This is a genomic window from Actinophytocola sp., from assembly GCF_036378875.1.
GTDB lineage: Bacteria > Actinomycetota > Actinomycetes > Mycobacteriales > Pseudonocardiaceae > Actinophytocola.
Genome location: NZ_DASUVO010000003.1, coordinates 85,469 through 108,579 on the forward strand (window position 1 = coordinate 85,469; position 23,111 = coordinate 108,579).

The window sequence follows — 23,111 nt, forward strand, 5'->3', positions numbered from 1 at the left end:
GGGTATGCGGAAGGCATGGTCCCCCGGGTACTCGTGACGAACGACGATGGCATCGACTCCCCCGGACTGGCGGCACTCGCCCGCTGCGCGCTCGATCTCGGCTGGCCAACGGTCGTGGCGGCGCCTGCAGACGAGGCGAGCGGCACCGGCGCCGGGCTGACCGCGGCGAAGGACCACCGGCGGATCGCCGTCGAGCACCGAAGACTGCCAGGCCTACCGGACGTCGACGCCTACGCGGTCGCCGCCCATCCGGGCCTGATCGCGCTGGCCGCGTGCCATGGCGGTTTCGGGGAACGGCCCGACCTGGTGCTGTCCGGGGTGAACCGGGGCGGCAACGTGGGGCGGGCCGTGCTGCACTCCGGCACGGTCGGTGCCGCGCTGACCGCGGGCATCAACGGCGCCCGCGCGGTCGCCGTGTCCCTGGACGTCGCGTTCGGCGAACCCGAGCCGCACTGGGACGCGGCGGCGAACGCGGCGAGTGACCTGATGCGGCTGGCGGCGGCGAGCGATCCCGGCACGGTGCTCAACGTGAACGTGCCGGACGTGCCAGCCGGGCGGACCGGTCCCGTGCGGTGGGCCCGGCTCGCCACGTACGGGCGGGTGCGGAGCACGGTGTCGGAGCTGGTGGACGGCGTGTTCGAGGTGGCGACGGTGGAGGTGAGCGGCGAGCTCGAACCCGGCACGGACGCCGCTCTGCTCGCCGACGGGCACGTCACGGTGACGCCGCTGTGCTCAGTACACGAGAACGAGGACCTGTTGAACCAGCCGCACTAGCGACCCACGGACGTCTCCAGCGCGTCGAGCAGCCAGCCGTGCCAGGTGCCGACCGTGGCCGCCTCGCCGGTGACCGTGCCGACGAGAGCCCAGTACCGACGCATCCTCGGGTCACGGTCGGGCGCGCTGTAGGCGAACAGCTCGCGGCGGAACGCCGGGGTGTCGCGGCGACCGCGGACGGACGCGTGCACGTCGACGAACTGGTCCAGCTCGGTCCCGGGTGTGGGTGTCCGGCCCGCCGCGACCAGTGGCACGACCCGCTCGCACGCCGCGCCGACCCCGGTGAGCAGGGCCGTCTCGTCGAGGTGCCGGTTCGCGTTGGCCCGCTCGGCGAACGGAGCGAGCAGCGCGCCGGTCAGCGTGACCATCTCGGCGTACGCGACGACCTGTTCGGGAGTGGGATCGGCTGGCGGTTCCGGCACGTTCATGGCGACAAAGGCGTGAAACAGCTCGCGAGGGAACGGCTCGGCGAAGAACCGGCGCCAGAACGCGACCAGCTCACCGTGGGCGGCCCGACCGTCGTGGGCGGCGGACAGCAGCGCGAGCCTGGCCGCGCGACCGGCAGGGCCGGCCTGCTCGACGGCCCGCAGCGCCGCCCGACGCCAGCCGAGCACGGCCAGCTCGGCGTCCACGGTGGCCCGCTCCTCCGCCACGACCTCGTCGAGTGCGCGCCGGCCGGTGAGCACGTCGGTGATCGCGGGGAGGCCGAGACCGAGTGCCCGCAGGCGGCGGACGAGCGTGAGCCGGTCGGTGGCGCTCTGGTCGAACCGGCGGTGGCCGCCCGCGCTGCGGCGGGTTTCCAGGATGCCCTCGTCGCAGTAGAAGCGGATCGTACGCACGGGCACGCCGGTCAACCGCGACAGGTCGCCGATGCCGAGTGTTGTGTCCTCGGTCACACTCGCTGGCACCTCCACCTGACTGGAGTTCCTACCGTACGGCCATGGAACTACGAGCACAGACTGGCACGTTCGCCGAGGTCGTGGCCGGTCTCGAACCGGACGAGAAGGTACCGACCTGCCCGGAGTGGCTGCTGCGGGACCTCGTCGGACACATTGGCCAGGCGCCGCGCTGGGTGGCGGGCAACCTGCGGTCCGGTGCGCCGGCGCCCGTGCCGGACCCTCGGGATGCCGAACCGGGGCCGCGGGCCGGGTGGACCGACTGGCTGTTGGCCGGCGCGGACGAGTTGCTCGACGCGGTCGCGGAGGTGGGGGCGGACACCACGGTGTGGACGATCGTGGGGCCACGCCCGGCGCGCTGGTGGGTCCGCCGCCTGCTCGCGGACCTGGTCGTGCACACGGCGGACGCGGCGTTCACGGCGGACGTGCCGTATCCCGTGTCAGCCGAACGAGCCGCCGACACGATCAGCGAAGGGCTGGAACTGCTGGCCACCCCGGGGCTCGCGAGCTTTCCCGGCGACCGGGAAGGCACGATCGCGCTGCGACCGTCCACTGGGGACGGCTGGCTGATCACCCGAACCACGGCGGGACACGCGTGGTCGCAGGGTGCCGCGGCGGCGGACGTGACGCTGCGGGGGTCCACTCAGGACCTGTTGCTCGTGCTCATGCGGCGGATTCCGCTCGATCAGGTGACCGTGACCGGTGACCGCGCGCTGGCCGCCGAACTGCTGACCTACTCCGTCTGAAACGCGCAGAGGGCGGCGACCTCGTCCGGATCGGTCTCGAAATGGTCGTGGCCGGCGGGCACGCCGACCCCCGCGTACGACACCTCGCCGCCCGGCGCCGTCCCGACCGGGCGGCGCGGGGCAGCGTGCAGGTCACGCACCCCGGTCGCCGCGAGGACCCGCGCGGCGTTGGCGGCCCGCACCCCACCGCACGCCATCACCTCAACCGCGGTGCGGGCCGCCAGGTCCTTGATGAGGGGCGCGCCGTCGAGAGCGGACCGGCACCGGCCGGAGGTCAACACCCGGGTGAACCCCAGCGCGGCGATCCGGTCCAGCGCGCGACGGGAGTCGGCGCTGACGTCGATGGCCCGGTGAAAGGTGGTGTGCATGCCCTCGGCGGCCTCGACGAACGCGGCACAGTGGTCGTCGACCGCACCTTCCTCGGTCAACGCGCCGACGACGACCCCGGCCGCCCCATGCTCCCGGGCGACGGCGATATCGCGGACGATGAGCCCCATCTCGTCCCGGCTGTAGACGAACCCTCCAGGCCGAGGCCGAACAAGGACGTGCACCTCGGCAATCTCCGCAGCGGCCTCGATGAGCCCCACGCTGGGCGTGAGTCCGCCATCGGACAGCCCGGCACACAACTCCACCCGAGCCGCGCCAGCGGCGACGGCAACCCGCACACCCCACAACGACTCGACACTGATCTCCACCCGCACCCCCCGAGTATCGCGGGTCTACCTGCGACGTTCTGGGCTGTGATGCAGGTCATAGGTGGAGGAGAACCTGGGTGGGGGTGGGTGGCGTCTAGCCGGGCATGCGTGACGAGGAGGAGCTTGTTCGCCTGGTCGCTGGGGGTGATCGGGCGGCGTTCGAGCAGTTGTACCGGCAGACGGCGCCCTGGCTGGCGGTCCGGTTGCGGCGCCGCTGCGCGGACGAGCAGATCGTCGCCGAGGTCATGCAGGAGACCTTTCTGGCGGTGTGGCGGGCGGCGGACAGGTTCGCCGGCGCGGCGGTGAGTGGTTCCGCGGTGGGGTGGCTGTGGACGATCGCGACGCGCCGCCTGGTGGACGCGTTTCGCCGGCGTGCTCGCGACGCCGCCCCGTTGTCCGCCGCGGAACCGGTCGTACCCGCCGCGGAGGACGAGGCACTGTCCGATGTGGTCGGTGACGAGGTCGGGGTCGCGCTGGCGCGACTGGCGCCGGAACTGCGGCAGGTGCTACAGGCGATGGTGGTCGACGGCCTGACGGTCCGCGAGACGGCTGCCCTCCTGGGCGTCCCGGAGGGCACGGTCAAGACAAGGGCCCGCCGGGCCCGGCTGGCAATGCGGGAGGCGCTGTCATGAGTTCGCATGTGTCCCCGAGGCTTCTCCGCCAGTACGCCGACGGAGAAGACCTTCCCGACAGCACGACATGGGCCGTCGACGTCCATCTCGAGTCCTGTGCGGACTGTCGGGCGCGGCTCGCGACGGAGGCGACTTCCGTGGCACCGCTCGTCGAGCAGGTCTGGGCCGGGATCGCGGCCGCGGAAACGGTGCCGGTACGCAGAGCACGCCGGCTCACCACCTGGGCGACGCCGACCATGGTGCCCTGGCTCGTGATGACCGTGCTGGTCACGCTGCTCGCGATCCTCATCGACTGGCTCGTCGCGCCCCCGTACCCGTCGGTGGCCCTGCTGCTCGCACCCGTGACACCTGTCGCGGGGGTCGCGGCGGCATGGGCGCGCGGCCTCGATCCCGCTCACGAACTGGTCACCGCCACGCCACGGGCCGGACTCCATCTCGTGCTGCGCCGCACGGTCGCGGTGCTCGCGGTCGTCATCCCGCTCCTCGCGGTCGCCACCTGGACGTCACCGATCCGCTGGCTGCTCCCCTGCCTCGCGTTCACCGTGGCGACGCTGGCGCTCGGCGGGTTCGTCGGGGTACGCCGGGCCGCGGCCGGACTCGTCACCGCGTGGACCGTGCTCGTCATCGGGCCCAGCCTCGTCACCGCGCGGCCGCCCGCCGTGCTCGAACCCACCGCGCTCGGGATCTGGGCCGCCGTGTTCGTGGTCGGCGCGCTCGTCCTCCGGCTGCGCGCCACCGTCTACACCCGACTGGAAAGCTGATGGGAGACAACAGCATGCCGCGAATCGTCAGTGCGGCCGAGATCGCTCCGACGACCTACCCGTTCGAGATCCACGCCACGGAACTGCGGGTGCGTGCCGGCCGGCGGATGGCGGTGGACGGCGTCGACCTCGCGCTCACCACCGGCGTGCACGGCCTGCTCGGTCCCAACGGTGCTGGCAAGACCACGCTGATCCGCGCGCTCGCCACCGTGTTGCGACCCTCGGGCGGCACACTGGCGCTGCTCGGCGGCGCCAAGCAGCGGGACGTGCGTCGCCGGCTGGGCTACCTGCCACAGGAGTTCGGCTTCTACCGCCGGTTCACCGTGCGCGAGTTCGTCGAGTACGTGGCGTGGCTCAAGGAGATGCCGAAAGCCGAGATCCCCGGCGCGGTGCAGCGTGCGATCGAGCGGGTCGGGCTCGCCGGCCGGGCCGACGCCAAGCTGAAAACGTTGTCCGGCGGCATGATCCGCCGCGCCGGACTCGCACAGGCGCTCGTCAACGACCCGGCGATCCTGCTGCTCGACGAGCCGACGGCCGGGCTGGATCCCGCACAGCGCATGCAGTTCCGGCAGTTGCTGCGGGAGCTCGACGACACATGTGTCGTGGTGTCCACGCACCTGGTCGAGGACGTTGCCGCCGCCTGCACCGACGTCGTGCTGATCGACGAGGGCAGGGTCGTGTTCCAGGGCCCGACCGCGAAACTGGCCGCGGCCGGTTCCGAAGAGGACGCCGGCGACAGCCCCATGGAACGTGGCTACTCCGCTTTGCTGGCACGAGGAGCGGGTCGATGATCCTCCGCACGGAACTCCGCCGCTCGGCGGCGCCGGTGATCGGCATCGGCCTGCTGGTGTGCGCGCTGGCGCTCATCTACTCGCTGTCCGGGCCATGGTGGAAGGACACCGCGGCCTGGAACGAGCAGTGGACCGGCCTCGCGCAGTGGATGCGTTACCTCCTGTCGTTCCTGTGGCCGCTGGTGGCGGGTGCCGGTGTGTGGCAGGGCCTGCGGGACGCACGTTCGGGTGTGGACGAACTGTTCGCCACCACACCGAAAGCCGCCTGGCGGCGGGTACTGCCGCTCGCGGGCGCCGTGGCCCTCGCCGTGACCGCCGCGTGTGTCGTGCTGTTCGTGGTCGGCGGCGTGCAGGTGGCGCGGACCACGACCTACCACCACCTGAAATGGGTGCCGGTCGCCGGGGTCATGGTCCTGTCGCTGGTCGGCATTGCCTTGCTGGGCATGGGAATCGGCCGACTGTTGCCGTGGCTCGTCGTGCCGCCGGTGGTTGCTGTTGCCGCACTGGCCGCACAGGCCTCCAGCTTCATGGGCGGCGTGCCGTTGCTGCTGACGCCCACGTTCCAGACCTGGGACATCAACGTGTTCCGGACCGTGGCGGTGCCGGTGACGCTCACGCAGGTGCTGTGGTTCGCCGGGCTCGGGGCCGCGGGCTACTGCCTGCTGGTCGCCCGGAGGAAGATCGTCGCACTGGTGCCGTTGTTGCTGTCCGCCGCCGTGGCCGTACCCTTTCTGTCCAATGCGGACAAGACAGTGCCGGATCTCGACGCCCGGGCGCTGGTGTGCGACGAGAACGGGCCACGGGTGTGTATGACGCGGGCACACTCCGACGCCCTCCCGGCGGTCGTCGGCCCGGCACGGGAAGCTTTGGCACTGCTGGAAAAGCTGCCAGACCCACCGACCTCGGTCGTGGAACTGCCGCCGGACGGGGAGATCGGCCAGCTGCCGGCGGGCGCGACGCCACTGTTCCTGCTCCTACCAACGGAGAACCCCGAGGAGATCCGGTCGCTCGTCCTTGGTGGCATCGGCATGCCACCGTGCCCGACCGACACGAACGGGGACTTCCGCAAGCTCGGCACGGAGATCGTCGTCACGTCGTGGCTCATAGGAGAACTGGCGCCGCTACCCGGATACGACTACGTGTGGGAGACCAAGCACAAGGAGATCAAGCAGGCGTGGCAGGAACTGCGGGCGCTGTCGCCGGACGAGCAGGCCGAGCAAGTGGCCGCATGGCGGAACGCCACGCTCACCTGCGGGCACGAGCTGGCGCTGTGAAGTGGCTCGTGCTGTACCTGCGGTCGCGGCAGGTACTGGTCGGGGCCGCCACCGCGGTCGCCTGCGCTGCCGGCATCACCGCGCTGGCCAGTGAGTCCATGGTGACGTTGTTCACGGTGGCGGTGGTGACCAGCGTGGCCGCGACCGGTTTGGCCGGGCCCGACCCCGCGCTGGAACGCACCGCGGCACTGGACTGGCGTCCGCGCCGGGTCGCGCACGTGGCGTTGATCGCGGTGGCGGCGGCTCTCCTGGGGACGATCGGCCCGGCGACGGAGACGGAAGTGTTGGTACGCAACGCGATCGGGCTCACGGGTCTGGCCGCGCTCGGTGTCACAGTGCTGGGCGGCGGCCTGGCGTGGTGCCTGCCGATGGTGTGGACGGTGGTGGCGCTGAGCGTGTCGATGGCGGGCAGACCGCCGGTGGCACCGCTCGTCACCTGGCCGCTCCAGCCCCCGGACACCACGGCGGCAACGGTCGCGGCCGGCGGGCTGGGAATCGGCGGTCTGCTGGTCTACGCCGTGCGCGGACCTCGCACTCAGTAGCGCTCGGCGTACCAGGTGGGCGTCTCCCCGAACATGTTCTTGAAGTCGCGGATGAAGTGGCCCTGGTCGGCGTAGCCCAGGTCCGCCGCGAGCGCCGCCCAGTCGACCGGCTCCTGGGCGGCCAACCGCTCGGTCACCCCGTGCAGGCGGTAGCGGCGTATCACCCACTTCGGCCCGATGCCGACGTACTCGGCGAACAGCCGCTGCAGCCCACGCACGCTGGTCCCCGTCACGTCCGCGAGTGTCTCGACCCTGGTCACCGTCGGATCGGTGGCAATCGTCTCGACGGCGTTGGCCGCCTCGTCCGCTCTCGGGTCCGGTGCCGGCAGGCGCGCCAGCAGGAACGCCTCGATCTCCGCCTTGTCGGGCCGCTCGGGCAGGTCGGTGCCGAACACCTCGGCGGCCGGCACGACCTTGTCGGTGATGGTCGAGACGGGCGCGCCGAGGAACGGCCTGAAGCAGCCGGGTCGGAACGCGACGCCGAACACGCCGGCGGCGCCCTCGAGCACCTTGATCTGGTAGCCGCTGACCACGCCGTTCACGTCCGCGCGGCCCTCGCCGAACGACAGGTGCACGTTCGGGTACGGCACGATCTTCTGGTGGTACGGCTCGGCGTAGTCCCAGTGCGCCTCCCAGTAGCGCGCCACCCACGGCGCCAGCTCCGGTGACGGCTCGTGGCGGTCGTGCCGCTGGTACCTGGTCCACGCGCCCCGCAGTTCGCGAGCGTCCCTCCCCACTGCCCGAGTGTATGACGCGTTTGTTCAATACCGTCCGGCGCCGCGCCCCTAGGTTTGCCGGCATGTCACATCTGTCCACAGCGGCCGACGCGATGGCCGCCGTTGTCCGCTCCATCACGCCCGACCAGCTCACGAACCCGACGCCGTGCACCGAGTACGACGTCCGGGCGCTGGTCAACCACCTGCTGTTCTGGGGTCCGTCGCTGGAGGGCGCCGGGCGCAAGGAGTCCGTTCCGCCACCGGCCACCGAGGTCGACCTGACGACCGGTGACTGGCGTGGCGACCTGCTCGCACAGCTCGACCGCACCGCGCGGACGTGGGAGCCGGTGTCCGCCTGGGAGGGCACGACCTACATGGGCGGTCCGAACGAGATGCCCGCCGCGATGATCGGCGACATGATCACCGGCGAGCTGGTCGTGCACGGATGGGACTTCGCGCAGGCCACCGGACAGCGGCTCGACCTGCCGGAAGACCTGCTCACCTACCTGCTCGGCGCGGTCGCGGAGGGTGTGGAGCAGGGCCGCGCGATGGGTATCTACGGGCCGGAGGTGCCGGTGCCGGCCGACGCGCCGACGCTCGACCGGATCCTCGGGATCACGGGCCGCGACCCGGCGTGGGTCAGTACGGTCACCGTATGACCGAAACCCCGACGACGGAGTTCCCCCACGGGATCGGCAAGGTCGCCAACCGCGAGCTCGCGAGCCACGGGTACACGACCTACGACCAGCTGACCCGGGTGTCGGCGAAGGACCTGCTGAAGATCCACGGCGTCGGTCCGAAGGCGATCCGGATCCTGGGTGAGGAACTGGCGTCGCGGGGACTCTCCTTCGCCGAATAGTGACCTCGGTCACATTAGGCGGATGATGTCGAGCTAGGCGGCCACGGTCTCGACGTCCCGGCCGACAACACCGTCGAACGCGGAGGAGAACAGCCGTGAAGTACATGATCCTGCACTACGCGTCCCAGGCCGACTACGACGCGATGGGAGGAAAGGACACCCCGACCGGGCGGGCGTGGACCCCGGAAGAGGTCGGCGCGATGGGCGAGTTCATGGGCAAGTGGGTGAACGAGCTGGTGGAGTCCGGTGAGTTCGTCGCGGCGGAAGGGCTGGCCGCGCCGGTGCACACCCGGCGCGTCGGTGCCGGGAACGTGGTCACCGACGGCCCGTACGCGGAGACCGCGGAGGTGTTGGCCGGGTTCACGATCATCGACTGCGTGAGCTTCGACCGGGCCACCGAGATCGTCGCGAAACTGGACGACACGCCCGCGCCGGACCACGTGCGCGGCCGCGGCTTCGTCGATATCCGGCCGATCATGAGCAGCGTGGAGGAGCTGATGGCGTGACCGTGCGTGGTGAGGGCCTGCTGCGGGAGTTGGCGCCGCAGGTCCTCGGCGCGGTCGTGCGTCGCTACGGCCACTTCGACACCGCGGAGGACGCGGTGCAGGAGGCCATGATCGCGGCGGCGGCACAGTGGCCGCGCGACGGCGTGCCGGACGACCCGAAGGCGTGGCTGATCGCGGTCGCGGCACGCCGACTCACCGACCTGCTGCGTGCCGAGCAGGCGAGGCGGCGCCGGGAGGAGACATGGACGCTGCCGGCGACCGCGCCGTCCGCCGACGACCTGGGTGACGCCGACGACACGCTGATCCTGTTGTTCCTGTGCTGCCACCCCGCCCTGCCGCCCGAGCAGCAGATCGCGCTCACGCTGCGGTCGGTCGCCGGCCTCACCACCCAGGAGATCGCGCGGGCGTTCCTGGTGCCCGAACCGACGATGGGCCAGCGGATCAGCAGGGCCAAGCAGCGGGTGAAGGCGAGCCGGGTGCCGTTCCGCCTGCCGGCGGACCGTGCGGAACGGCTGGCGGCTGTGCTGCGTGTGCTGTACCTGATCTTCACCGAGGGTTACGTGAGCACGGCCGGTCCGCGTGCCTACCGCGAGGAGCTGTCGACGGAGGCAATACGTCTGACCCGGATCGTGCACCGGCTGCTGCCCCGCGACGCCGACGTGGCGGGGCTGCTGGCACTGATGCTGCTGACCGACGCGCGCCGGGCTGCGCGTGTCGGCAAGGACGGCGCCCTGATACCGCTGGAGTCGCAGGACAGATCGCTGTGGCGGCAGGACATGATCGAGGAGGGCGTCGAACTGGTGACAGCGGCCCTGAAGATCGCGTCGGGCCCGTACCAGCTGCAGGCCGCGATCGCCGCCCTGCACGACGAGGCCCCGACGGCCGCCGACACGGACTGGCCGCAGATCGAGGCGCTGTACGAGGCGCTGCTGTCGATGGCACCCAACCCGATGACAGCGCTCAACCACGCCGTGGCGGTGGCCATGGCCCGGGGACCGGAGCCGGCCCTCGCACTGGTCACGGCACTCGAGGAGGACAAGCGACTGGCCTCGCACCACCGTCTGCACGCGGTCCGCGCCCACCTGCTGGAGATGGCCGGCGACGTGCCGGGCGCGCTGGCCGCGTACCGCCTCGCGGCCCAGCACACCCGGTCACTGCCAGAACAGCGCTACCTGAACACGAAAGCAGCCACCCTCGCACTCGACTGACCCCCGACCCCACGATGGCGAGCAGTGCTTCCCGTGCGGCACAAGGAATCCCTGCGCTTTGATCCTCCGGAACGAGCCGTTCAATGATCAACGCCAACACAGGTGGTTGCGAAAGCAGTCCCCCACCCGATCCCGCAGGGCTCCGTCAAGGTCTTGCTTCTCCGGGAGGGCGAGCTGGGTTGCGCCGCCCGCAGGGTGGCTGATGTCTTGATGGTGCCCTTCAGGGCATCCGGGATCCGGCCTTGGCGGAGCGCGGGGTGGTGAAGGGAGCCTTCCTCACGCTGGGCGTGATGGAGGACGCCTTCCTCGCACGGCCACCAGCTCGAACCGTCCGCGAAGCGAGCTTCGCTCCCTGACGTGCGGTGAGTGCAGCTGAGCAAGATCCCCGGCGAATCTGGAGTGAGCGTTCCACAAGGAAACCCTGGGGGCGCGCCTCCCAGGCCGAACGAGTGTCAGGTCCAGCGCGGACCCGACTTTGACGGAACCCTGACCCGATCCCGGGGGCGTCCCGCCGTGCCAGTCTACCGGTAGGGGGTGACAATCACCGCGAAGTCGATCTTGCTTGTGGACAACTCGGTGGGCTGTGGACAACATGTCGAGGTCCCGCAGCGTCGTCTCCGCGCGGCGGACCGCCTCGATGTCCGGCACCTCGAACGACAGGTGGTGCAGGCCCGGCAGATCAACGGCGAAACCGGCCGCTGCTCTGCCTCAGGCTGCCGGCCGGTCGTCCTGCGGGCGGCGGCGCAGGTTGGTGTTGGTCAGCCACGGTGGCGACCAGGCCCCGTCCGCGCGGTAGAGGTCGGTGCCCGGCGGCACGATCTCGTCGATCCGGTCCAGTGTGGCGTCGTCGAGTACCAGTGCGGCGCCCTTCAGCGTCGCGGTCAGGTGGTCCATCGTGCGTGGGCCGATGATCACGGACGTGACGGCCGGGTGTGCGGCGGCGAACGCGACGGCCAGGTCCGGCAGCGTGCAGCCGAGGCCGTCCGCGACCTCGACGAGTTGCTCGACGACCTCCAGCTTGCGCTGGTTCACCGGCAGCGCAGGGTCGAACCGTTGCGGCATCAGCGCCGCGCGGCCGGTCGTCATGTCGACCTGCCCCTTGCGGACGCGGCCGGACAGGAACCCGGACGCCAGCGGGCTCCACGTCAGCACACCCATGCCCAGCCGCGCGCACGTCGGCAGTACGGACGTCTCGATTCCCCGTGCCAGCAAGGAGTACGGCGGCTGCTCGGTGCGGAACCGTTGCAGCCCCCGGCGTTCCGCGACGTGGTAGGCCTCGACGACGTCCGCCGGCGGGAACGTCGAGCTGCCGAACGCGCGGATCTTGCCCGCCCGCACCAGATCGGTGAGCGCGGACAGCGTCTCCTCGATGTCGGTCGTGTAGTCCGGGCGGTGGATCTGGTACAGGTCGATCCAGTCGGTACGTAGCCGCCGTAGGCTTTGTTCCACCTCGTGGACGATCCAGCGCCGCGAGTTGCCGCCCTTGTTCGGCCCCTCCCCGAACGGGAAGTGCACCTTCGTCGCGAGCACGACGTCGTCCCGCCGGCCCTGCAGCGCCTTGCCGACGATCTCCTCCGACTCGCCGGCCGAGTACATGTCGGCGGTGTCGACGAAGTTGATGCCGGCGTCGAGTGCGCCGTGGATGATCCGCACACAGTCGTCGTGATCGGGGTTGCCGATGGCGCCGAACATCATGGCGCCAAGACAGTGGACGCTCACCTCGATGCCCGTGCCGCCAAGTACGCGATACCGCAACGTCTTCCTCCAGTCGGTTTGGTGTGCGGACCGTACTGGCTGGAGCGGACTCCAGGTCAAGCCTCGCCGAGGTCGCGGGTGGCGACGGCGGAGAGCGTGAACCGGAGCCGGCGGCCAGTCATGCCCTTCATGGCGGTGATACCCCACGCGTAGCGGTCGACCTCCGCGCTCGCCCGGATGTGCAGGCGGTCACCGAACGCACGGACCTCGTCGATCCGGACGTCGAGCGGCTCGGTGCGGCCGCGCACGGTGAGCGTGCCCCGCGCGACCTGGCCGTCGGCGACGCCGTTGGCCACGAACGTGATGTCGGGGCACCGCGCAGCGTCGAGAAACCGTGGCGAGCGGACGTTGTCGTCCCGCACGGTGTGCCCGGTGTCGAACCGGCGGGCGTCGACGGTCACGCGAACCATCGACGCCGCAACGGGTTCGGCCACATGCACGACTCCTTCACGCAGGGCGAACGTGCCCCGGACGGGAGCGAGCCCGAAGAAATGCCGGGTGGCGAACGAGATCGTCGTCTCGCTCGGCTCGATGCGGTAGCGGCCGGTGGTGGGTGCCTCGATCGTTGTCATGGCGGTAGCGTCGTCGCTTCCGGCGGGTGCGTGCATCGGCCGGGCGGTCGACGAAGGTTCGACTTTGGTCGATGGTCGGCACGCCGGCGGACTCGTACGCTTTCGCCGTGTCCTACCAACTGAGTGGATGGCGGTTGTGGGCGACCACCGGCGTGATCACGGTGTTGGTCGCGGCCGTGGCGTACGACGCCTACGCCGGCGGCATGCGGGGTGGCCAGCTCGTCCTCGAACTCGCGGTCGGCGTCGTGGGGATAGCGCTGTTCCCCCTGCTGCTCTGCCGCTCGTTGCGGCTCGGGCTGCCGCTCATCGCGCTGACGGCGCTGGCCGGCACGGGTACGCCGCTCGCGAACATCGCCACGATCCACATCGCACGCACGAAACCACTGCCGGTGGCGATCGGGGCCGGGGTCCTCGGCATCGGAGCCCACGCCGTTCGTGGGCTGTGGCTGCGGAACAGCAGCCTGCCGTACGACTGGTACCTCATCCTCATGGTCGTGCTCCACGCCGGGCTGGTCGGATGGGGTGCGCTCGCCGCGGCACGGGCCGCGGTGATCAACTCGTTGCGGGAGCGGGCCGAGCGGGCGGAGGCCGAGCAGGGCAGGCGGGTCGCGGAGGCGCGGGCAGCGGAGCGGGCGAGCATCGCGCGGGAGATGCACGACGTGCTCGCACACCGGCTCTCGCTGCTGGCGACGTACGCCGGCGCGCTCGAGTACCGGCCGGACCAGCCGCCGGAACGGCTCTCGGAAGCGGCCGGAGTGATCAGGACGACCGTGCACCAAGCGTTGAACGAGCTGCGGGACGTGATCGCGTTGCTGCGGGACGACCCGGCCGACGACCTGGCGCGCCCGGTACCGGCGCTGTCCGACCTGCCGACGCTGATCGAGGAGTCGCGGGCGATCGGCACGGCGGTGGAGTTGCGGGACGCGGTCGGTGCCGTCGACGTGCCGGGCACGACCGGGCGGACCGTGTACCGGGTGGTGCAGGAGGCGCTGACGAACGCACGCAAACACGCGCCGGGACAGCCGGTGCGGGTCGAGTTGGGCGGCGAACCCGGGGATCTCCTGCGGATCGATGTGTCGAACCCGCTCGGCGGGGCGTCGGCGATTCCCGGGACCGGCACCGGACTGGTGGGGTTGACCGAACGGGTGCGGCTCGCGGGCGGGCGGCTCGACCACCGGTCCACGGCGACGGAGTTCCGGCTGTCCGCATCGCTACCGTGGCCGACATGATCAGGGTGCTGGTCGTCGACGACGACGCGCTGGTGCGGTCCGGGCTCACGATGATGCTCGACGGCGCGGAAGGGTTGCGGGTCGTCGGCGAGGCCGGTGACGGGGACCAGGTGCCGGCCGCGCTCGACGCGCACCCGACGGACGTCGTGCTGATGGACATCCGGATGCCGCGCGTCAACGGCATCGCCGCGACCGCGCGGGTACGGGCCCGCGCGCACCCGCCCGAGGTGATCGTGCTGACCACGTTCGACACGGACGAGAACGTGCTGCGGGCACTGCGCGCCGGGGCCAGCGGGTTCCTGCTGAAGGACGCGCCGCCGGCGGAGATAGCGGCGGCCATCCGGCGGGTGGCGGCGGGCGACCCGATCCTGTCGCCGCGGATCACCCGCCGGCTGATGGACCGGGTGGCGATCGAAGCCGGCACGTTCACCCGGGCCCGGTCGGCGCTGGCCACTCTGTCGGCGAGGGAACACGACGTGGCGGTGGCCGTCGGCCGGGGCAGGACGAACGCCGAGATCGCGGCGGAACTGCACGTCAGCGTGGCGACGGTGAAGGCACACATCACCCGAGTACTGACCAAACTGGACGTCGGCAACCGCACCCAGATAGCCCTACTGGTCCACGACGCCGACCTGGCCTGACAGCGCGGACGTGGCCTCCGGCCCCCGTTTTCCAGCCTACGGCAAGCCACCGACAATTCCGGCCGGCCCGAACACGCGCCTGTGGACAGCCCGCGTGTCCAACAGTCCCGACCCGCGTGTCCAACACACTGGACGCGCGTGTCCAACAGTGGCGACGGGTGAGTTGAACAATTCGTGCGCGCTTATTTGTTGAACTCAGTGGTCTGGAGCGTTGGACACGCGGGTCTCTGGTGTTGGACACGCGAGTTGGCCACTCGGACGGCGGAATCTTGGGGTACCGCGTTGCTCGGGTGGGCGTGTGGGTTGACGATTCTCGTGTGTTGGAACTCTTGGCGCGTCGCTGGCAGCTTGTCGTTCTTCGTGGCGTCGTCGCCGTGCTCTTCGGGGTCCTCGCCATCGCGTGGCCCGAGATCACGGTGCTCGCGCTGGCGCTCCTGTTCGGGGCCTACACGTTGCTCGACGGGGTCGCGGCCCTCGTCATGGGCATCGGGCGGGGCACCGATCGGGGCTACATGGTCGCGCTCGGCGTGCTCGGGGTCCTTGCCGGGGTGATCGCGTTGGTGTGGCCGCAGATCACGGTCATCGCGCTGTTGGTGATCATCGCCGTGTGGGCGATCTTCGCCGGTGTCACCCAGATCGCCGCCGCCGTTCGGTTGCGCAAGGTCATCCGCAACGAGTGGTTCCTCGCGCTGTCCGGTGTGGTGGTCCTCGTGCTCGGGCTGCTCCTCATCGTCCAGCCGGCCGAAGGGGCGATCGCGCTCATCACCGCGATCGCCGCCTTCGCCCTGGCCTGGGGAATCGTCCTGATCGTGCTCGGCATGCGGCTCCGCGCGCTCGGGAAGGCGAGCGCTACCGCAGGCCCGCTCGTCTAGCCACCTTCACCAGCAGCTCCGGGTCGTCCGAGATCAACCCGTCGACGCCCAGTGCGATCACGCGGTCCATGGTCGCCTCGTCGTTGACCGTGTACGGCACGACCTTCAACCCGTACCGCTCCCGCAGCACCGCCACCGACGGCCCGTGGAAATAGTCCGGGCTGGTCCGCAGGTACCAGTCCGGGCTGGCGACGACCGTCTGCGCCGGGTCGTGCACCTGCCAGTTCGACGACACCGTCGACGCGCCCGCGGCACGGGTCAGCTTGCCCAGGTCCTGGTACCTCCACCAGTCGAGGCCGCCGGTCCACGGGCTCTTCACCGACGGATCACCGTAAGCGGCCCGCAGCGAGCACTCGTCCGCCAGCGTCTGGCACTCCGCCGGGCCGTACTGCCACACCAGGGCCACGGTCTGGAGCCGGGGGTTGAGCTGCCGCGCGTACCGGATGGTGCGCCAGTCGAACGACTGGATCGTCGCCCGACGCTCCCAACCGGACAGTGCGCGCACCAGTTTCCGCGTGAAGTCCCGGTAGTCCGCGGTGTCCTGGACGAGCGGGCTGATCTTCGTCTCCACGTTCAACCGGATGTCCGGGCGGGTGCGGGCGACGTCCAGCACCTCACGCAGCGTCGGGATCCGCTCACCAGGCACCGCCTGCTGTCCCGGGAAGTCCGGCAGCGTCTTCGATCCACAGTCGAGGGTGCGCACCTGCGCGAGCGTCAGGTCGTGGATCACCTTGCCGACGTACGGGAACTCGGGGTCGCCGGGCGAAACCGGTGCCGTGTCGACACAATGCGAGCCGTTGACCGTGCGGTCGTGGGTGACCACCAGGACGCCGTCCTGCGTCACGCCGGTGTCCAGCTCCAGAGTGGACACATCCGGCATCGCCAGAGCGTTGCGGAACGCGGCGAGCGTGTTCTCCGGCCGCACGGACCGGCCACCCCGGTGTGCCTGGATGTCGAACGGGGACGCGTACCCGCGCGGCAGGCGGAAGTGGTGCTCCGCCGCGACCTGCCGCAGCCGGTCCGGATAGTCGGAGATGATGCCGTCGACGCCGTCCGCCACCAACTTCCGCATGGTCGGCAGGTCGTTGACCGTCCACGGCACGACCTTGATCCCGTTGCGGTGTGCGTGCGCCACCATCTCGGCGGTCACGTACGGCCGGTAGCCGGGGTCGGTCACCGTGCCGTTCTGCGGGAAGCCGTGCACCGGCGAGAACGTGGTGGCACCGAAGGACTTGATCGCCGCGATCGGGTCGCCGCCGAAGTCGTCGATGTCCAACCCGCCGAGCCACGGCGACGCGCCGGGCTGCCCGGTCTGCAGGAAGTCGAAGTTCGTGAGCGCCACGAGCGGGAGGCGCGGCTCGACCTGCCGCATCCGCGTCAGCGCGCCCCAGTCGAAGCTCTGGATGGTGACCCTGCGCAGAAGACCGGCCGCGCGGATCTCCCGCGCGGCGACCTGGACGAACTGCTCACGCGGCGCCGTCTCCTGCGGGGCGCCGGCCTCCACCTTGGTCTCGATGTTGAAGCGGACATTGTCCGCGCCGTACCGCTCGACCAGGCCGAACACCTCGCTGAGCAGCGGCATGCGCGAGCCTGGCGTGACCTGCTGCTCCGGCCGGTCGGCGAGGCGCAGGCTGCCGCAGTCCAGTGTCCGCACCTGCGCCAGCGTGAGGTTGCGAACGTACTTGCCGACGTACGGGAACTCGGGGTCGCCGGGTGTGACCGGCGCGGTGTCGAGGCACTTGTGGGCGGCCACGCGCCGGTCGTGCGTGACGACGGCCTGCCCGTCCTCGGTGATCTGGATGTCCAGCTCCAGTGTGGTCACCCCGAGCCGGAGGGCGTTCCCGAACGAGCTGAGGGTGTTCTCGGACCGCAGCCCGAGGCCGCCGCGGTGAGCCTGGACGTCGAACTCGCGGTTGTGCCGCTCGTCGGCGACCGAGGTGCCACTGAACAGCAGTAGGCCGACGAGCGCGCCGGCTATGTGCCTTCTCATAACGGACATCGTCGTTGGGGGCGCGGGCGGTCCGGCATGTGTGAGGTTGCGCGGAGCTGAACTCCTGGTGTACCGCGGGCGTCTATCGTGAACGGATGCACTACCGCCGTTACGTCGCCCTGGGCGACAGCTGCGCCGAAGGCCTGGACGACCTGTACCCCGACGGCACGACCTACCGGGGATGGACGGACCTGACCGCGGCCGCGCTGTCCCGGGTGTCGCCGTCGCTGGAGTACGCGAACCTGGCCGTGCGTGGCCGGCGGCTCGACCAGATCCTGGCCGAGCAGGTCCCGCTGGCCGTCGCGCAGCGCCCGGACCTGGTGACGTTGTTCGGCGGCGGCAATGATGTGCTGCAGAGCCGCTGGCAGTCCACGGCGCGGTCACTCGACACCGCGGTGGCCGCGCTGACCGAGGCCGCGGGGACGGTGGTGCTGTTCACCCTGCCCGACATCGCCCGGCTGCCGGGCCTTCGCCGGCTGCGTCCGCGCGTCGAGGCGCTGAACGACCTGATCATCACGACAGCGGCCCGGCACGGCGCGCTGCTGGTGGACGTCCGGGAGGACCCGTTCTGCGACGACGAGCGCCTGTACGGGGCGGACCGGCTGCACCTCGGCACGCGGGGACATCAGCGGGTGGCGGCCCACGTACTGGCGGTGCTCGGCGTGCCGGCCGACCCCGACTGGCTCGCCCCGCTACCGCCCGCGACCCGCGAACCGTTGTGGCGCACGGCATCCCGCCATGCGGCCTGGCTGCGGCACCACGTCTACCCGGCAGTGCACGGCACGTTGCGCAACCGGCTGATCGGGCGCCAGCCGGGCGACGGCTTCCTGCCGAAACGCCCTGAGCTGACGCCCGTGACCGAGCTGTAGCTCAGCCGCCGTTGCTGTGCTGGATCTTCGGGATGTAGTGGACACGCGTGCCGGTCGGCGCGGGTGTCGCGTCGACGACGTCCACGAGCGTGCGGCCCAGCGCCTGCCTTGCCCGCATCGCCGGGTGCGGCGCGCCGAAGTCGGCGTCGTTGACCGCGGCGTCACCGGCGAACGGCCCACGCGCGAACAGCGAGTAGACCGCGCCCGGCCTGCCGTCCTCGGTGAAGACGATCCCGGCCTCGTTGCGGCCGTCGTTGAACCAGCCTGCCTTCGTGGCCACGCGGAGACGCTCCGGTGTGGAAAGGTTGAGGCGGATACCGTCGTTGAACGCCGAGGTCGAGCGGATCACGTTGAGCAGGTAGTCCGTCGACGTCGCCGACAGCAGTTCGCCGGCCACCAGCCTGGACAGCAGCGTGTGCGTCTCGCGCGGGGTGGTCTTACCGAGGAAGAACCGGTTCGGGTTGGCCACCGGGACGACCTGCGTGTGCACGAACCCCTTGTTGCGCAGGATCTCGTTCAGCTCCAGCGCCGGGCACACGAGCCCGCACAGCCGGACGCACGTGTTGTCGGACAGCGTCAGCAGGTTGGACATCACGTGGCCCAGCGTGATCGAGCTGGGGTACGCGCGGTCGAGCGCGAAGATCCCGTCGATGTCCTGGATGACGATGGCCGCGGTCAGCTCGACGCGCTGGTCGAGTGTCAGCAGCCCCCGATCGATCTTGTCGAGGACGGCCACGGCGACCCCGAGCTTGTTGACGCTGTAGGCCTCGACGACGGCGTCGGCGTTGACCTCGACGGCGGTCGCGCCGCCGACCGTGACGAACGACGACCAGACCCCCTGGGCGTTCGCTACCGCGCGGTTGTACATGCGAGCGACCCGTTGCGCCGGGTCGGTCGGCTCCGCGCTGGCTTGCGTTGCGTTGGCTCCCAGCACGGCCGTCGCGGTCGCGACGGTGCCGAGTCCGAGAGCGGACCTGCGGTTGAGTTTCACGCCGACACGCTACCGTGTTGACCATGAACGCGTTGCGAGCCGACTGTGCGAGTTGTTTCGGCTTGTGTTGCGTGGCACCGGCCTTCACGCGGTCGGCCGACTTCGCACTGGACAAACCAGCTGGCCGGCCGTGCCCCAACCTGCTCACCGACTTCCGCTGCGGCATACACGAAACGCTGCGGCCGCAAGGCTTTCCCGGGTGCACGGTGTTCGACTGCCTTGGCGCGGGCCAGAAGGTCGCCCAGGTCACCTACCAGGGCATCAGCTGGCGTGAGGCCCCCAAGACGGCCGAGGAGATGTTCGCGGTCTTCGGCGTGATGCGCCAACTGCACGAGATCCTTTGGTACCTCACGGAGGCGGCCGACCGTGCCCCGGCCGACGACGTGGCCGCGACGCTCACCGACGTCGAGAAACTGACTCACGCGGACGCGAAAACCCTGATGGCAGTGGATGTTGATGAACTGCGCCAGCGAATTCGGCCGCTGCTTGCCCGCACGAGCGAAAACGTTCGCGCCGCCATTCGCGGTAAGAAGGACCATCGTGGTGCCGACCTGATCGGCGCCAGGTTGCGCAAGGCGATATTGCGGGGCGCGAACCTGCGGGGCGCGTATCTGATCGGTGCCGATCTGCGCGGCGCGGATCTCCGCGAGGCCGACCTGTTGGGCGCCGACCTCCGCAACGCCGATGTCAGCGGCGCGGATCTGCGGGATGTCCTGTTCCTGACGCAGTTCCAGCTGAACGCGACGCAGGGTGACCGTACGACGACGTTCCCGGACACGCTGACCCGTCCGACGCACTGGTGAGCGAAGGTTCCCCAAGTCGATACCGTGCGCTCACCGGCTTCTCACTGAATGTGCGAAATAGCCACGGATCATGCTGTTCGTGCTGGTACACGCGGCGCCCACAGGGCTCGTTCTCGCCGTGCTCGGCGACTCGGTCGGGGTCGGCATCGGGGATCCCGCGCTCGGCGGGGGCTGGCGCGGCTTCGCGCCGATGCTCGCCGAGGCGCTCGGGGGAGCACGGTTGACCAACCTCTCGGTCAGTGGCTCACGGGTCGGTGGCGTGCTGGAGAAACAGCTGCCGGCGGCACTGGCCGCGCGACCCGACGTGACCATCGTCGTGGTGGGCATGAACGACACGATGCGGTCGGACTTCGACCCCGACAAGCTGCTCGCGGACATGGACCACGTGGTCGGCGCGCTCGTGGCCGTCGGGTCCACTGTGATCACCGCGAAGTACCACGAGCACCACCGGGTGTTCCGGTTGCCGGGGCCCATCAGGCGTGCGCTGGCGAGCAGGATCGCGGCGCTCAACGAGATCCTGGACACCGTCAGCCGGCGCCACGGGATCGGGGTCATCGATCTCGCTCAGCTGCCGGGTATCTACGAGACCGCCGCGTGGGCCGTGGACCGGCTGCACCCCTCCGAGCTCGGCCACCGGCTCCTCGCCCGCGCGATGGCAGACCAGCTGGCGGCCGCCGGCACGACCGTCCACAAGGAAGTGTCACTGCAGTGCGCGGGCGGCCGCACGCCCGGCCGGCTCGCCCGCTGGGGATGGCTGGTCTTCAAGGGCGTGCCCTGGCTGGTCCGCCGCGGCAGGGACCTCGTCCCGTACGCGCTGTCGACATTCGTCAGGCCGTATGCACGTCGAGCATCGCGTTGATGGTGGCCGACCACGGGAACTGCTCGGCCCGCGCGCGAGCCGCCGCCCTCCGGTAGGAAGCCGGCCACGACAGCACCTCCCGCACGCCAGCCGCGAGTCCCGCCGGAGTGGCCGCCACCGCGACGCCGGCGCCCGGGGCGAGCAGTTCCGGCGCGCCACCGGTGACCGACGTGACCACGGGGGTGCCGCACGCCATCGCCTCCAGGATGGACAGTCCGAAAGTCTCGGCCACGCTCGGCGCGAACGCCACGTCCGCCGTGGACAGTGCCCGCGCCAGCGACGCGCGGTCGGACACGTGCCCGTGGAACTCCACCGGCAGTCCCCGTGCCAGCCTGCGCAGCGCGGGGTGCTCGGGGCCGTCGCCGTAGACGTCCAGCCGCACCGCCACACCGTCCGCGACGAGCTCGTTGACGGCGGCGACCACCGCCCTCGGGTTCTTCTCGTGTGACAGCCTGCCGGCGTACACGAGCCGGGCCACCTCGGACGGCTCGGTTTCCGCTGGGCGGAAGGTGTCCAGGTCCACGCCGAGCGGGATCCGGCGCAACGGCAGCGAAAGCCCCTCGAACTCGAGCTCCGCGTACGCCGAGGTCACCACGACCGTGTCGAAGCGGTTCACCAGTCCCTTGTTCCAGCCACGCACCAACGGCTTCAACAACCGGCCCGCCGACCGCCACAGCCGGGGTATGCGTGCCTCGATCCACCGGTCGAGCCGCTCGTGCGAGAGCAGCACGGTCCGCAGACCGCGTTCCCTTGCCCAGTCGCCGACCGCGAGGAGCGTGGTCTTGTCGGACACCTCGACCGACACGTCGTCGCCGAGGTCGTCCAGTTCCCGCAACACCGCCGCCGATCGCGGCATCACCCGGTATCCCCCACTCACCGGCACCCCGGGCAGTGTGATGACCAGACCACTGTCCGTGTGAGTGCGTGCGCGGTGCTGGCCGGGCACGACGAGGACCCGCTCGTGCCCGGACTCGACGTAGCCACGCCCCAGCGTGTCCACCACCGTGCGCAGGCCGCCGGAGGTGGGGCTGTAGAAGTTGGCCAGTTGGACGATCTTCATGACCTGCGCATCGTGGCGAGTCGCTTCGGCGTCGGCCAACGCACGTCCGTGGCCCAGCCGAACTTCTCGAACAGCCAGATGAGCCGCGCGGACACGTCGATCTGGCCGCGGCCGACGCCGTGCCGCGCACACGTCGGGTCCGCGTGATGCAGGTTGTGCCACGACTCGCCCATCGACAGGATCGCGAGCGGCCAGAAGTTCGCCGACCGGTCCCGCGCGGCGAACGGGCGCGAACCGATCATGTGGCAGATCGAGTTCACCGACCACGTCACGTGGTGCAGGAACGACACGCGCACGAGCCCGGCCCAGAAGAACGCGGTGACCGCGCCCCACAGCGACCACGACAGCAGCCCACCCAACACGGCCGGTGCGACCAACGTCACAGCCGTCCACAGACCGAACTGGCGGTGCACCCGCACGATGTCCCGGTCCGCGAGCAGGTCGGGAGCGAACCGCTCCGCGTTGGTGAGGTTGCGGTCGAACAGCCAACCCATGTGCGCGTGCCAGAATCCCCTGACGAGCGCGAACGGTGAGGTACCGAACGCCCACGGCGAGTGCGGATCCCCGTCACGGTCGGAGAACGCGTGGTGACGGCGGTGGTCAGCCACCCAGTGCGTGATCGGGCCCTGCAACGCCATGCTGCCGGCAATTGCGAGGCCGACTCGCAACGGGCGCGTCGCTTTGAACGCGCGATGCGTGAAGTAACGGTGGAATCCGACGGTCACGCCGAGACAGGTGGCCGCGTAGAAGAACGCGGCCAGTCCCAGGTCGAGCCAGCCGAGCCAGCGGCCCCACGCGAGCGGAACCGCCGCGACCAGCGCGAGGAACGGGACGATGATGAAAAGGTAAGTGCCGATCTGCGGCCACGTCCCGCGTGGCGCACCGTGCAGGGGGCGTACCTGCCGGACCGGTTTCCCGGTCTCTGCCGTCAACTCCATGGGGCACACGTAACCAGGCGCGGCTGAACGGCGCATCACCTCGTGGACAAATGGGACCTCACGTGTGAGCGAACTCGGGCACTTGCCAGTTACGTTCCGACCCGGAACGTAACCTCTCCGAGAGGTCTGGAC

Annotated in this window: 26 protein-coding genes and 1 pseudogene; 17 read left to right on the forward strand and 10 right to left on the reverse strand. The window is 70.6% G+C overall.

All coding sequences use genetic code 11. The features are described from left to right. Positions 1-33: 33 nt before the first annotated feature. Positions 34-774 (forward strand): 5'/3'-nucleotidase SurE, encoded by a 741-nt coding sequence (surE, locus tag VF106_RS01460; protein WP_330837683.1) that lies wholly within the window; start codon positions 34-36, stop codon positions 772-774. Here the strand turns inward: surE and VF106_RS01465 are convergent. Continuing rightward, complete coding sequence (locus VF106_RS01465) at positions 771-1,670, reverse strand: MerR family transcriptional regulator (protein WP_330837684.1); 900 nt, start codon at positions 1,668-1,670, stop codon at positions 771-773. The genes surE and VF106_RS01465 overlap by 4 nt on opposite strands. 44 nt (positions 1,671-1,714) lie before the next feature. Here VF106_RS01465 and VF106_RS01470 point away from each other — a divergent pair, with 44 nt between their 5' ends. Continuing rightward, entirely contained in the window at positions 1,715-2,416 is a 702-nt protein-coding gene (locus tag VF106_RS01470) for a maleylpyruvate isomerase family mycothiol-dependent enzyme (RefSeq protein WP_330837685.1), read from the forward strand. On the opposite strand, the gene VF106_RS01475 is transcribed toward VF106_RS01470, so the two are convergent. Continuing rightward, positions 2,404-3,117: a copper homeostasis protein CutC gene (locus tag VF106_RS01475; protein ID WP_330837686.1), complete on the reverse strand. Its 714-nt coding sequence runs from the start codon at positions 3,115-3,117 to the stop codon at positions 2,404-2,406. The two genes, VF106_RS01470 and VF106_RS01475, sit on opposite strands and share 13 nt — an antisense overlap. Positions 3,118-3,215: 98 nt before the next feature. On the opposite strand from VF106_RS01475, the gene VF106_RS01480 reads away from it, so the two are divergent. Genes VF106_RS01480 through VF106_RS01500 form a run of 5 tightly spaced genes read left to right on the forward strand, consistent with a single transcriptional unit; the run spans position 3,216 to position 7,111 of the window. Beyond that, positions 3,216-3,743 (forward strand): RNA polymerase sigma factor, encoded by a 528-nt coding sequence (locus VF106_RS01480; protein ID WP_330837687.1) that lies wholly within the window; start codon positions 3,216-3,218, stop codon positions 3,741-3,743. Next, positions 3,740-4,504, forward strand: a complete 765-nt coding sequence (locus tag VF106_RS01485; RefSeq protein WP_330837688.1) for a zf-HC2 domain-containing protein — start codon at positions 3,740-3,742, stop codon at positions 4,502-4,504. The genes VF106_RS01480 and VF106_RS01485 overlap by 4 nt, the downstream gene beginning before the upstream one ends. Before the next feature lie 14 nt (positions 4,505-4,518). Continuing rightward, positions 4,519-5,295, forward strand: coding sequence for an ABC transporter ATP-binding protein (locus tag VF106_RS01490; protein WP_330837689.1), 777 nt, complete (start codon positions 4,519-4,521; stop codon positions 5,293-5,295). Continuing rightward, positions 5,292-6,569: a hypothetical protein gene (locus VF106_RS01495; protein ID WP_330837690.1), complete on the forward strand. Its 1,278-nt coding sequence runs from the start codon at positions 5,292-5,294 to the stop codon at positions 6,567-6,569. Before VF106_RS01490 ends, VF106_RS01495 begins: the two co-directional genes overlap by 4 nt. Further along, positions 6,566-7,111 carry a hypothetical protein gene (locus tag VF106_RS01500; protein ID WP_330837691.1) on the forward strand — a complete coding sequence of 182 codons (546 nt, stop codon included), beginning with the start codon at positions 6,566-6,568 and terminating at the stop codon, positions 7,109-7,111. The genes VF106_RS01495 and VF106_RS01500 overlap by 4 nt, the downstream gene beginning before the upstream one ends. Here VF106_RS01500 and VF106_RS01505 read toward each other — a convergent pair. Beyond that, positions 7,105-7,848, reverse strand: coding sequence for a DUF6597 domain-containing transcriptional factor (locus VF106_RS01505; protein WP_330837692.1), 744 nt, complete (start codon positions 7,846-7,848; stop codon positions 7,105-7,107). The genes VF106_RS01500 and VF106_RS01505 overlap by 7 nt on opposite strands. Positions 7,849-7,910: 62 nt before the next feature. Between VF106_RS01505 and VF106_RS01510 the strand changes: the two genes are divergently transcribed. The 4 genes from VF106_RS01510 to VF106_RS01525 all read left to right on the forward strand — a co-directional run bounded on the left by VF106_RS01510 (position 7,911) and on the right by VF106_RS01525 (position 10,400). After that, entirely contained in the window at positions 7,911-8,486 is a 576-nt protein-coding gene (locus VF106_RS01510; RefSeq protein ID WP_330837693.1) for a TIGR03086 family metal-binding protein, read from the forward strand. Then, the gene (locus VF106_RS01515) at positions 8,483-8,686 is read left to right on the forward strand and encodes a helix-hairpin-helix domain-containing protein (RefSeq protein WP_330837694.1); all 204 of its coding nucleotides are present in this window, start codon (positions 8,483-8,485) and stop codon (positions 8,684-8,686) included. The genes VF106_RS01510 and VF106_RS01515 overlap by 4 nt, the downstream gene beginning before the upstream one ends. 104 nt (positions 8,687-8,790) lie before the next feature. Continuing rightward, positions 8,791-9,192 (forward strand): YciI family protein, encoded by a 402-nt coding sequence (locus VF106_RS01520; protein ID WP_330837773.1) that lies wholly within the window; start codon positions 8,791-8,793, stop codon positions 9,190-9,192. Between the two features lie 2 nt (positions 9,193-9,194). Beyond that, the gene (locus VF106_RS01525) at positions 9,195-10,400 is read left to right on the forward strand and encodes an RNA polymerase sigma factor (protein WP_414638830.1); all 1,206 of its coding nucleotides are present in this window, start codon (positions 9,195-9,197) and stop codon (positions 10,398-10,400) included. Positions 10,401-11,108: 708 nt separating this feature from the next. On the opposite strand, the gene VF106_RS01530 is transcribed toward VF106_RS01525, so the two are convergent. Further along, positions 11,109-12,155: an aldo/keto reductase gene (locus VF106_RS01530; RefSeq protein ID WP_330837696.1), complete on the reverse strand. Its 1,047-nt coding sequence runs from the start codon at positions 12,153-12,155 to the stop codon at positions 11,109-11,111. Positions 12,156-12,211: 56 nt separating this feature from the next. Further along, complete coding sequence (locus VF106_RS01535; protein ID WP_330837697.1) at positions 12,212-12,727, reverse strand: YceI family protein; 516 nt, start codon at positions 12,725-12,727, stop codon at positions 12,212-12,214. Positions 12,728-12,834: 107 nt separating this feature from the next. Here VF106_RS01535 and VF106_RS01540 point away from each other — a divergent pair, with 107 nt between their 5' ends. The 3 genes from VF106_RS01540 to VF106_RS01550 all read left to right on the forward strand — a co-directional run bounded on the left by VF106_RS01540 (position 12,835) and on the right by VF106_RS01550 (position 15,469). After that, positions 12,835-13,956, forward strand: a complete 1,122-nt coding sequence (locus VF106_RS01540; protein ID WP_330837698.1) for a sensor histidine kinase — start codon at positions 12,835-12,837, stop codon at positions 13,954-13,956. Continuing rightward, positions 13,953-14,597, forward strand: coding sequence for a response regulator transcription factor (locus tag VF106_RS01545; RefSeq protein WP_524535841.1), 645 nt, complete (start codon positions 13,953-13,955; stop codon positions 14,595-14,597). Before VF106_RS01540 ends, VF106_RS01545 begins: the two co-directional genes overlap by 4 nt. 317 nt (positions 14,598-14,914) lie before the next feature. Beyond that, positions 14,915-15,469, forward strand: coding sequence for an HdeD family acid-resistance protein (locus VF106_RS01550; RefSeq protein WP_330837700.1), 555 nt, complete (start codon positions 14,915-14,917; stop codon positions 15,467-15,469). Here the strand turns inward: VF106_RS01550 and VF106_RS01555 are convergent. Together VF106_RS01555 and VF106_RS01560 are read right to left on the reverse strand one after the other, a co-directional pair. Then, positions 15,447-16,451 carry a glycerophosphodiester phosphodiesterase family protein gene (locus tag VF106_RS01555; RefSeq protein WP_330837774.1) on the reverse strand — a complete coding sequence of 335 codons (1,005 nt, stop codon included), beginning with the start codon at positions 16,449-16,451 and terminating at the stop codon, positions 15,447-15,449. The two genes, VF106_RS01550 and VF106_RS01555, sit on opposite strands and share 23 nt — an antisense overlap. Further along, positions 16,437-17,468 (reverse strand): annotated as a pseudogene (locus VF106_RS01560) (glycerophosphodiester phosphodiesterase); the annotation flags it as partial. The gene VF106_RS01555 and the pseudogene VF106_RS01560, both read right to left, overlap by 15 nt. Before the next feature lie 86 nt (positions 17,469-17,554). Here VF106_RS01560 and VF106_RS01565 point away from each other — a divergent pair. Beyond that, the gene (locus VF106_RS01565; RefSeq protein WP_330837701.1) at positions 17,555-18,328 is read left to right on the forward strand and encodes an SGNH/GDSL hydrolase family protein; all 774 of its coding nucleotides are present in this window, start codon (positions 17,555-17,557) and stop codon (positions 18,326-18,328) included. 1 nt (position 18,329) lies between these two features. On the opposite strand, the gene VF106_RS01570 is transcribed toward VF106_RS01565, so the two are convergent. After that, a complete protein-coding gene (locus tag VF106_RS01570) occupies positions 18,330-19,319 on the reverse strand; it encodes a serine hydrolase (protein ID WP_330837702.1) in 990 nt (329 codons plus the stop codon). Between the two features lie 23 nt (positions 19,320-19,342). Between VF106_RS01570 and VF106_RS01575 the strand changes: the two genes are divergently transcribed. Together VF106_RS01575 and VF106_RS01580 are read left to right on the forward strand one after the other, a co-directional pair. Then, positions 19,343-20,122, forward strand: coding sequence for a pentapeptide repeat-containing protein (locus tag VF106_RS01575; protein WP_330837703.1), 780 nt, complete (start codon positions 19,343-19,345; stop codon positions 20,120-20,122). Positions 20,123-20,192: 70 nt separating this feature from the next. Next, positions 20,193-20,981 (forward strand): SGNH/GDSL hydrolase family protein, encoded by a 789-nt coding sequence (locus VF106_RS01580; RefSeq protein ID WP_330837704.1) that lies wholly within the window; start codon positions 20,193-20,195, stop codon positions 20,979-20,981. On the opposite strand, the gene VF106_RS01585 is transcribed toward VF106_RS01580, so the two are convergent. Both VF106_RS01585 and VF106_RS01590 read right to left on the reverse strand, forming a co-directional pair. Next, the gene (locus tag VF106_RS01585) at positions 20,950-22,041 is read right to left on the reverse strand and encodes a glycosyltransferase (protein ID WP_330837705.1); all 1,092 of its coding nucleotides are present in this window, start codon (positions 22,039-22,041) and stop codon (positions 20,950-20,952) included. The genes VF106_RS01580 and VF106_RS01585 overlap by 32 nt on opposite strands. Beyond that, positions 22,038-22,979 (reverse strand): acyl-CoA desaturase, encoded by a 942-nt coding sequence (locus VF106_RS01590; protein ID WP_330837706.1) that lies wholly within the window; start codon positions 22,977-22,979, stop codon positions 22,038-22,040. Before VF106_RS01590 ends, VF106_RS01585 begins: the two co-directional genes overlap by 4 nt. Positions 22,980-23,111 lie beyond the last annotated feature (132 nt).

Coding starts and splice junctions, on each gene's coding strand:
- VF106_RS01470 (WP_330837685.1), top strand. CDS start 1,715: ATGGAACTACGAGCACAGACTGGCACGTTCGCCGAGGTCGTGGCCGGT.
- VF106_RS01480 (WP_330837687.1), top strand. CDS start 3,216: ATGCGTGACGAGGAGGAGCTTGTTCGCCTGGTCGCTGGGGGTGATCGG.
- VF106_RS01485 (WP_330837688.1), top strand. CDS start 3,740: ATGAGTTCGCATGTGTCCCCGAGGCTTCTCCGCCAGTACGCCGACGGA.
- VF106_RS01490 (WP_330837689.1), top strand. CDS start 4,519: ATGCCGCGAATCGTCAGTGCGGCCGAGATCGCTCCGACGACCTACCCG.
- VF106_RS01495 (WP_330837690.1), top strand. CDS start 5,292: ATGATCCTCCGCACGGAACTCCGCCGCTCGGCGGCGCCGGTGATCGGC.
- VF106_RS01510 (WP_330837693.1), top strand. CDS start 7,911: ATGTCACATCTGTCCACAGCGGCCGACGCGATGGCCGCCGTTGTCCGC.
- VF106_RS01515 (WP_330837694.1), top strand. CDS start 8,483: ATGACCGAAACCCCGACGACGGAGTTCCCCCACGGGATCGGCAAGGTC.
- VF106_RS01520 (WP_330837773.1), top strand. CDS start 8,791: ATGATCCTGCACTACGCGTCCCAGGCCGACTACGACGCGATGGGAGGA.
- VF106_RS01535 (WP_330837697.1), bottom strand. CDS start 12,727: ATGACAACGATCGAGGCACCCACCACCGGCCGCTACCGCATCGAGCCG.
- VF106_RS01545 (WP_524535841.1), top strand. CDS start 13,953: ATGATCAGGGTGCTGGTCGTCGACGACGACGCGCTGGTGCGGTCCGGG.
- VF106_RS01565 (WP_330837701.1), top strand. CDS start 17,555: ATGCACTACCGCCGTTACGTCGCCCTGGGCGACAGCTGCGCCGAAGGC.
- VF106_RS01575 (WP_330837703.1), top strand. CDS start 19,343: ATGAACGCGTTGCGAGCCGACTGTGCGAGTTGTTTCGGCTTGTGTTGC.
- VF106_RS01580 (WP_330837704.1), top strand. CDS start 20,193: ATGCTGTTCGTGCTGGTACACGCGGCGCCCACAGGGCTCGTTCTCGCC.
- VF106_RS01585 (WP_330837705.1), bottom strand. CDS start 22,041: ATGAAGATCGTCCAACTGGCCAACTTCTACAGCCCCACCTCCGGCGGC.
- VF106_RS01590 (WP_330837706.1), bottom strand. CDS start 22,979: ATGGAGTTGACGGCAGAGACCGGGAAACCGGTCCGGCAGGTACGCCCC.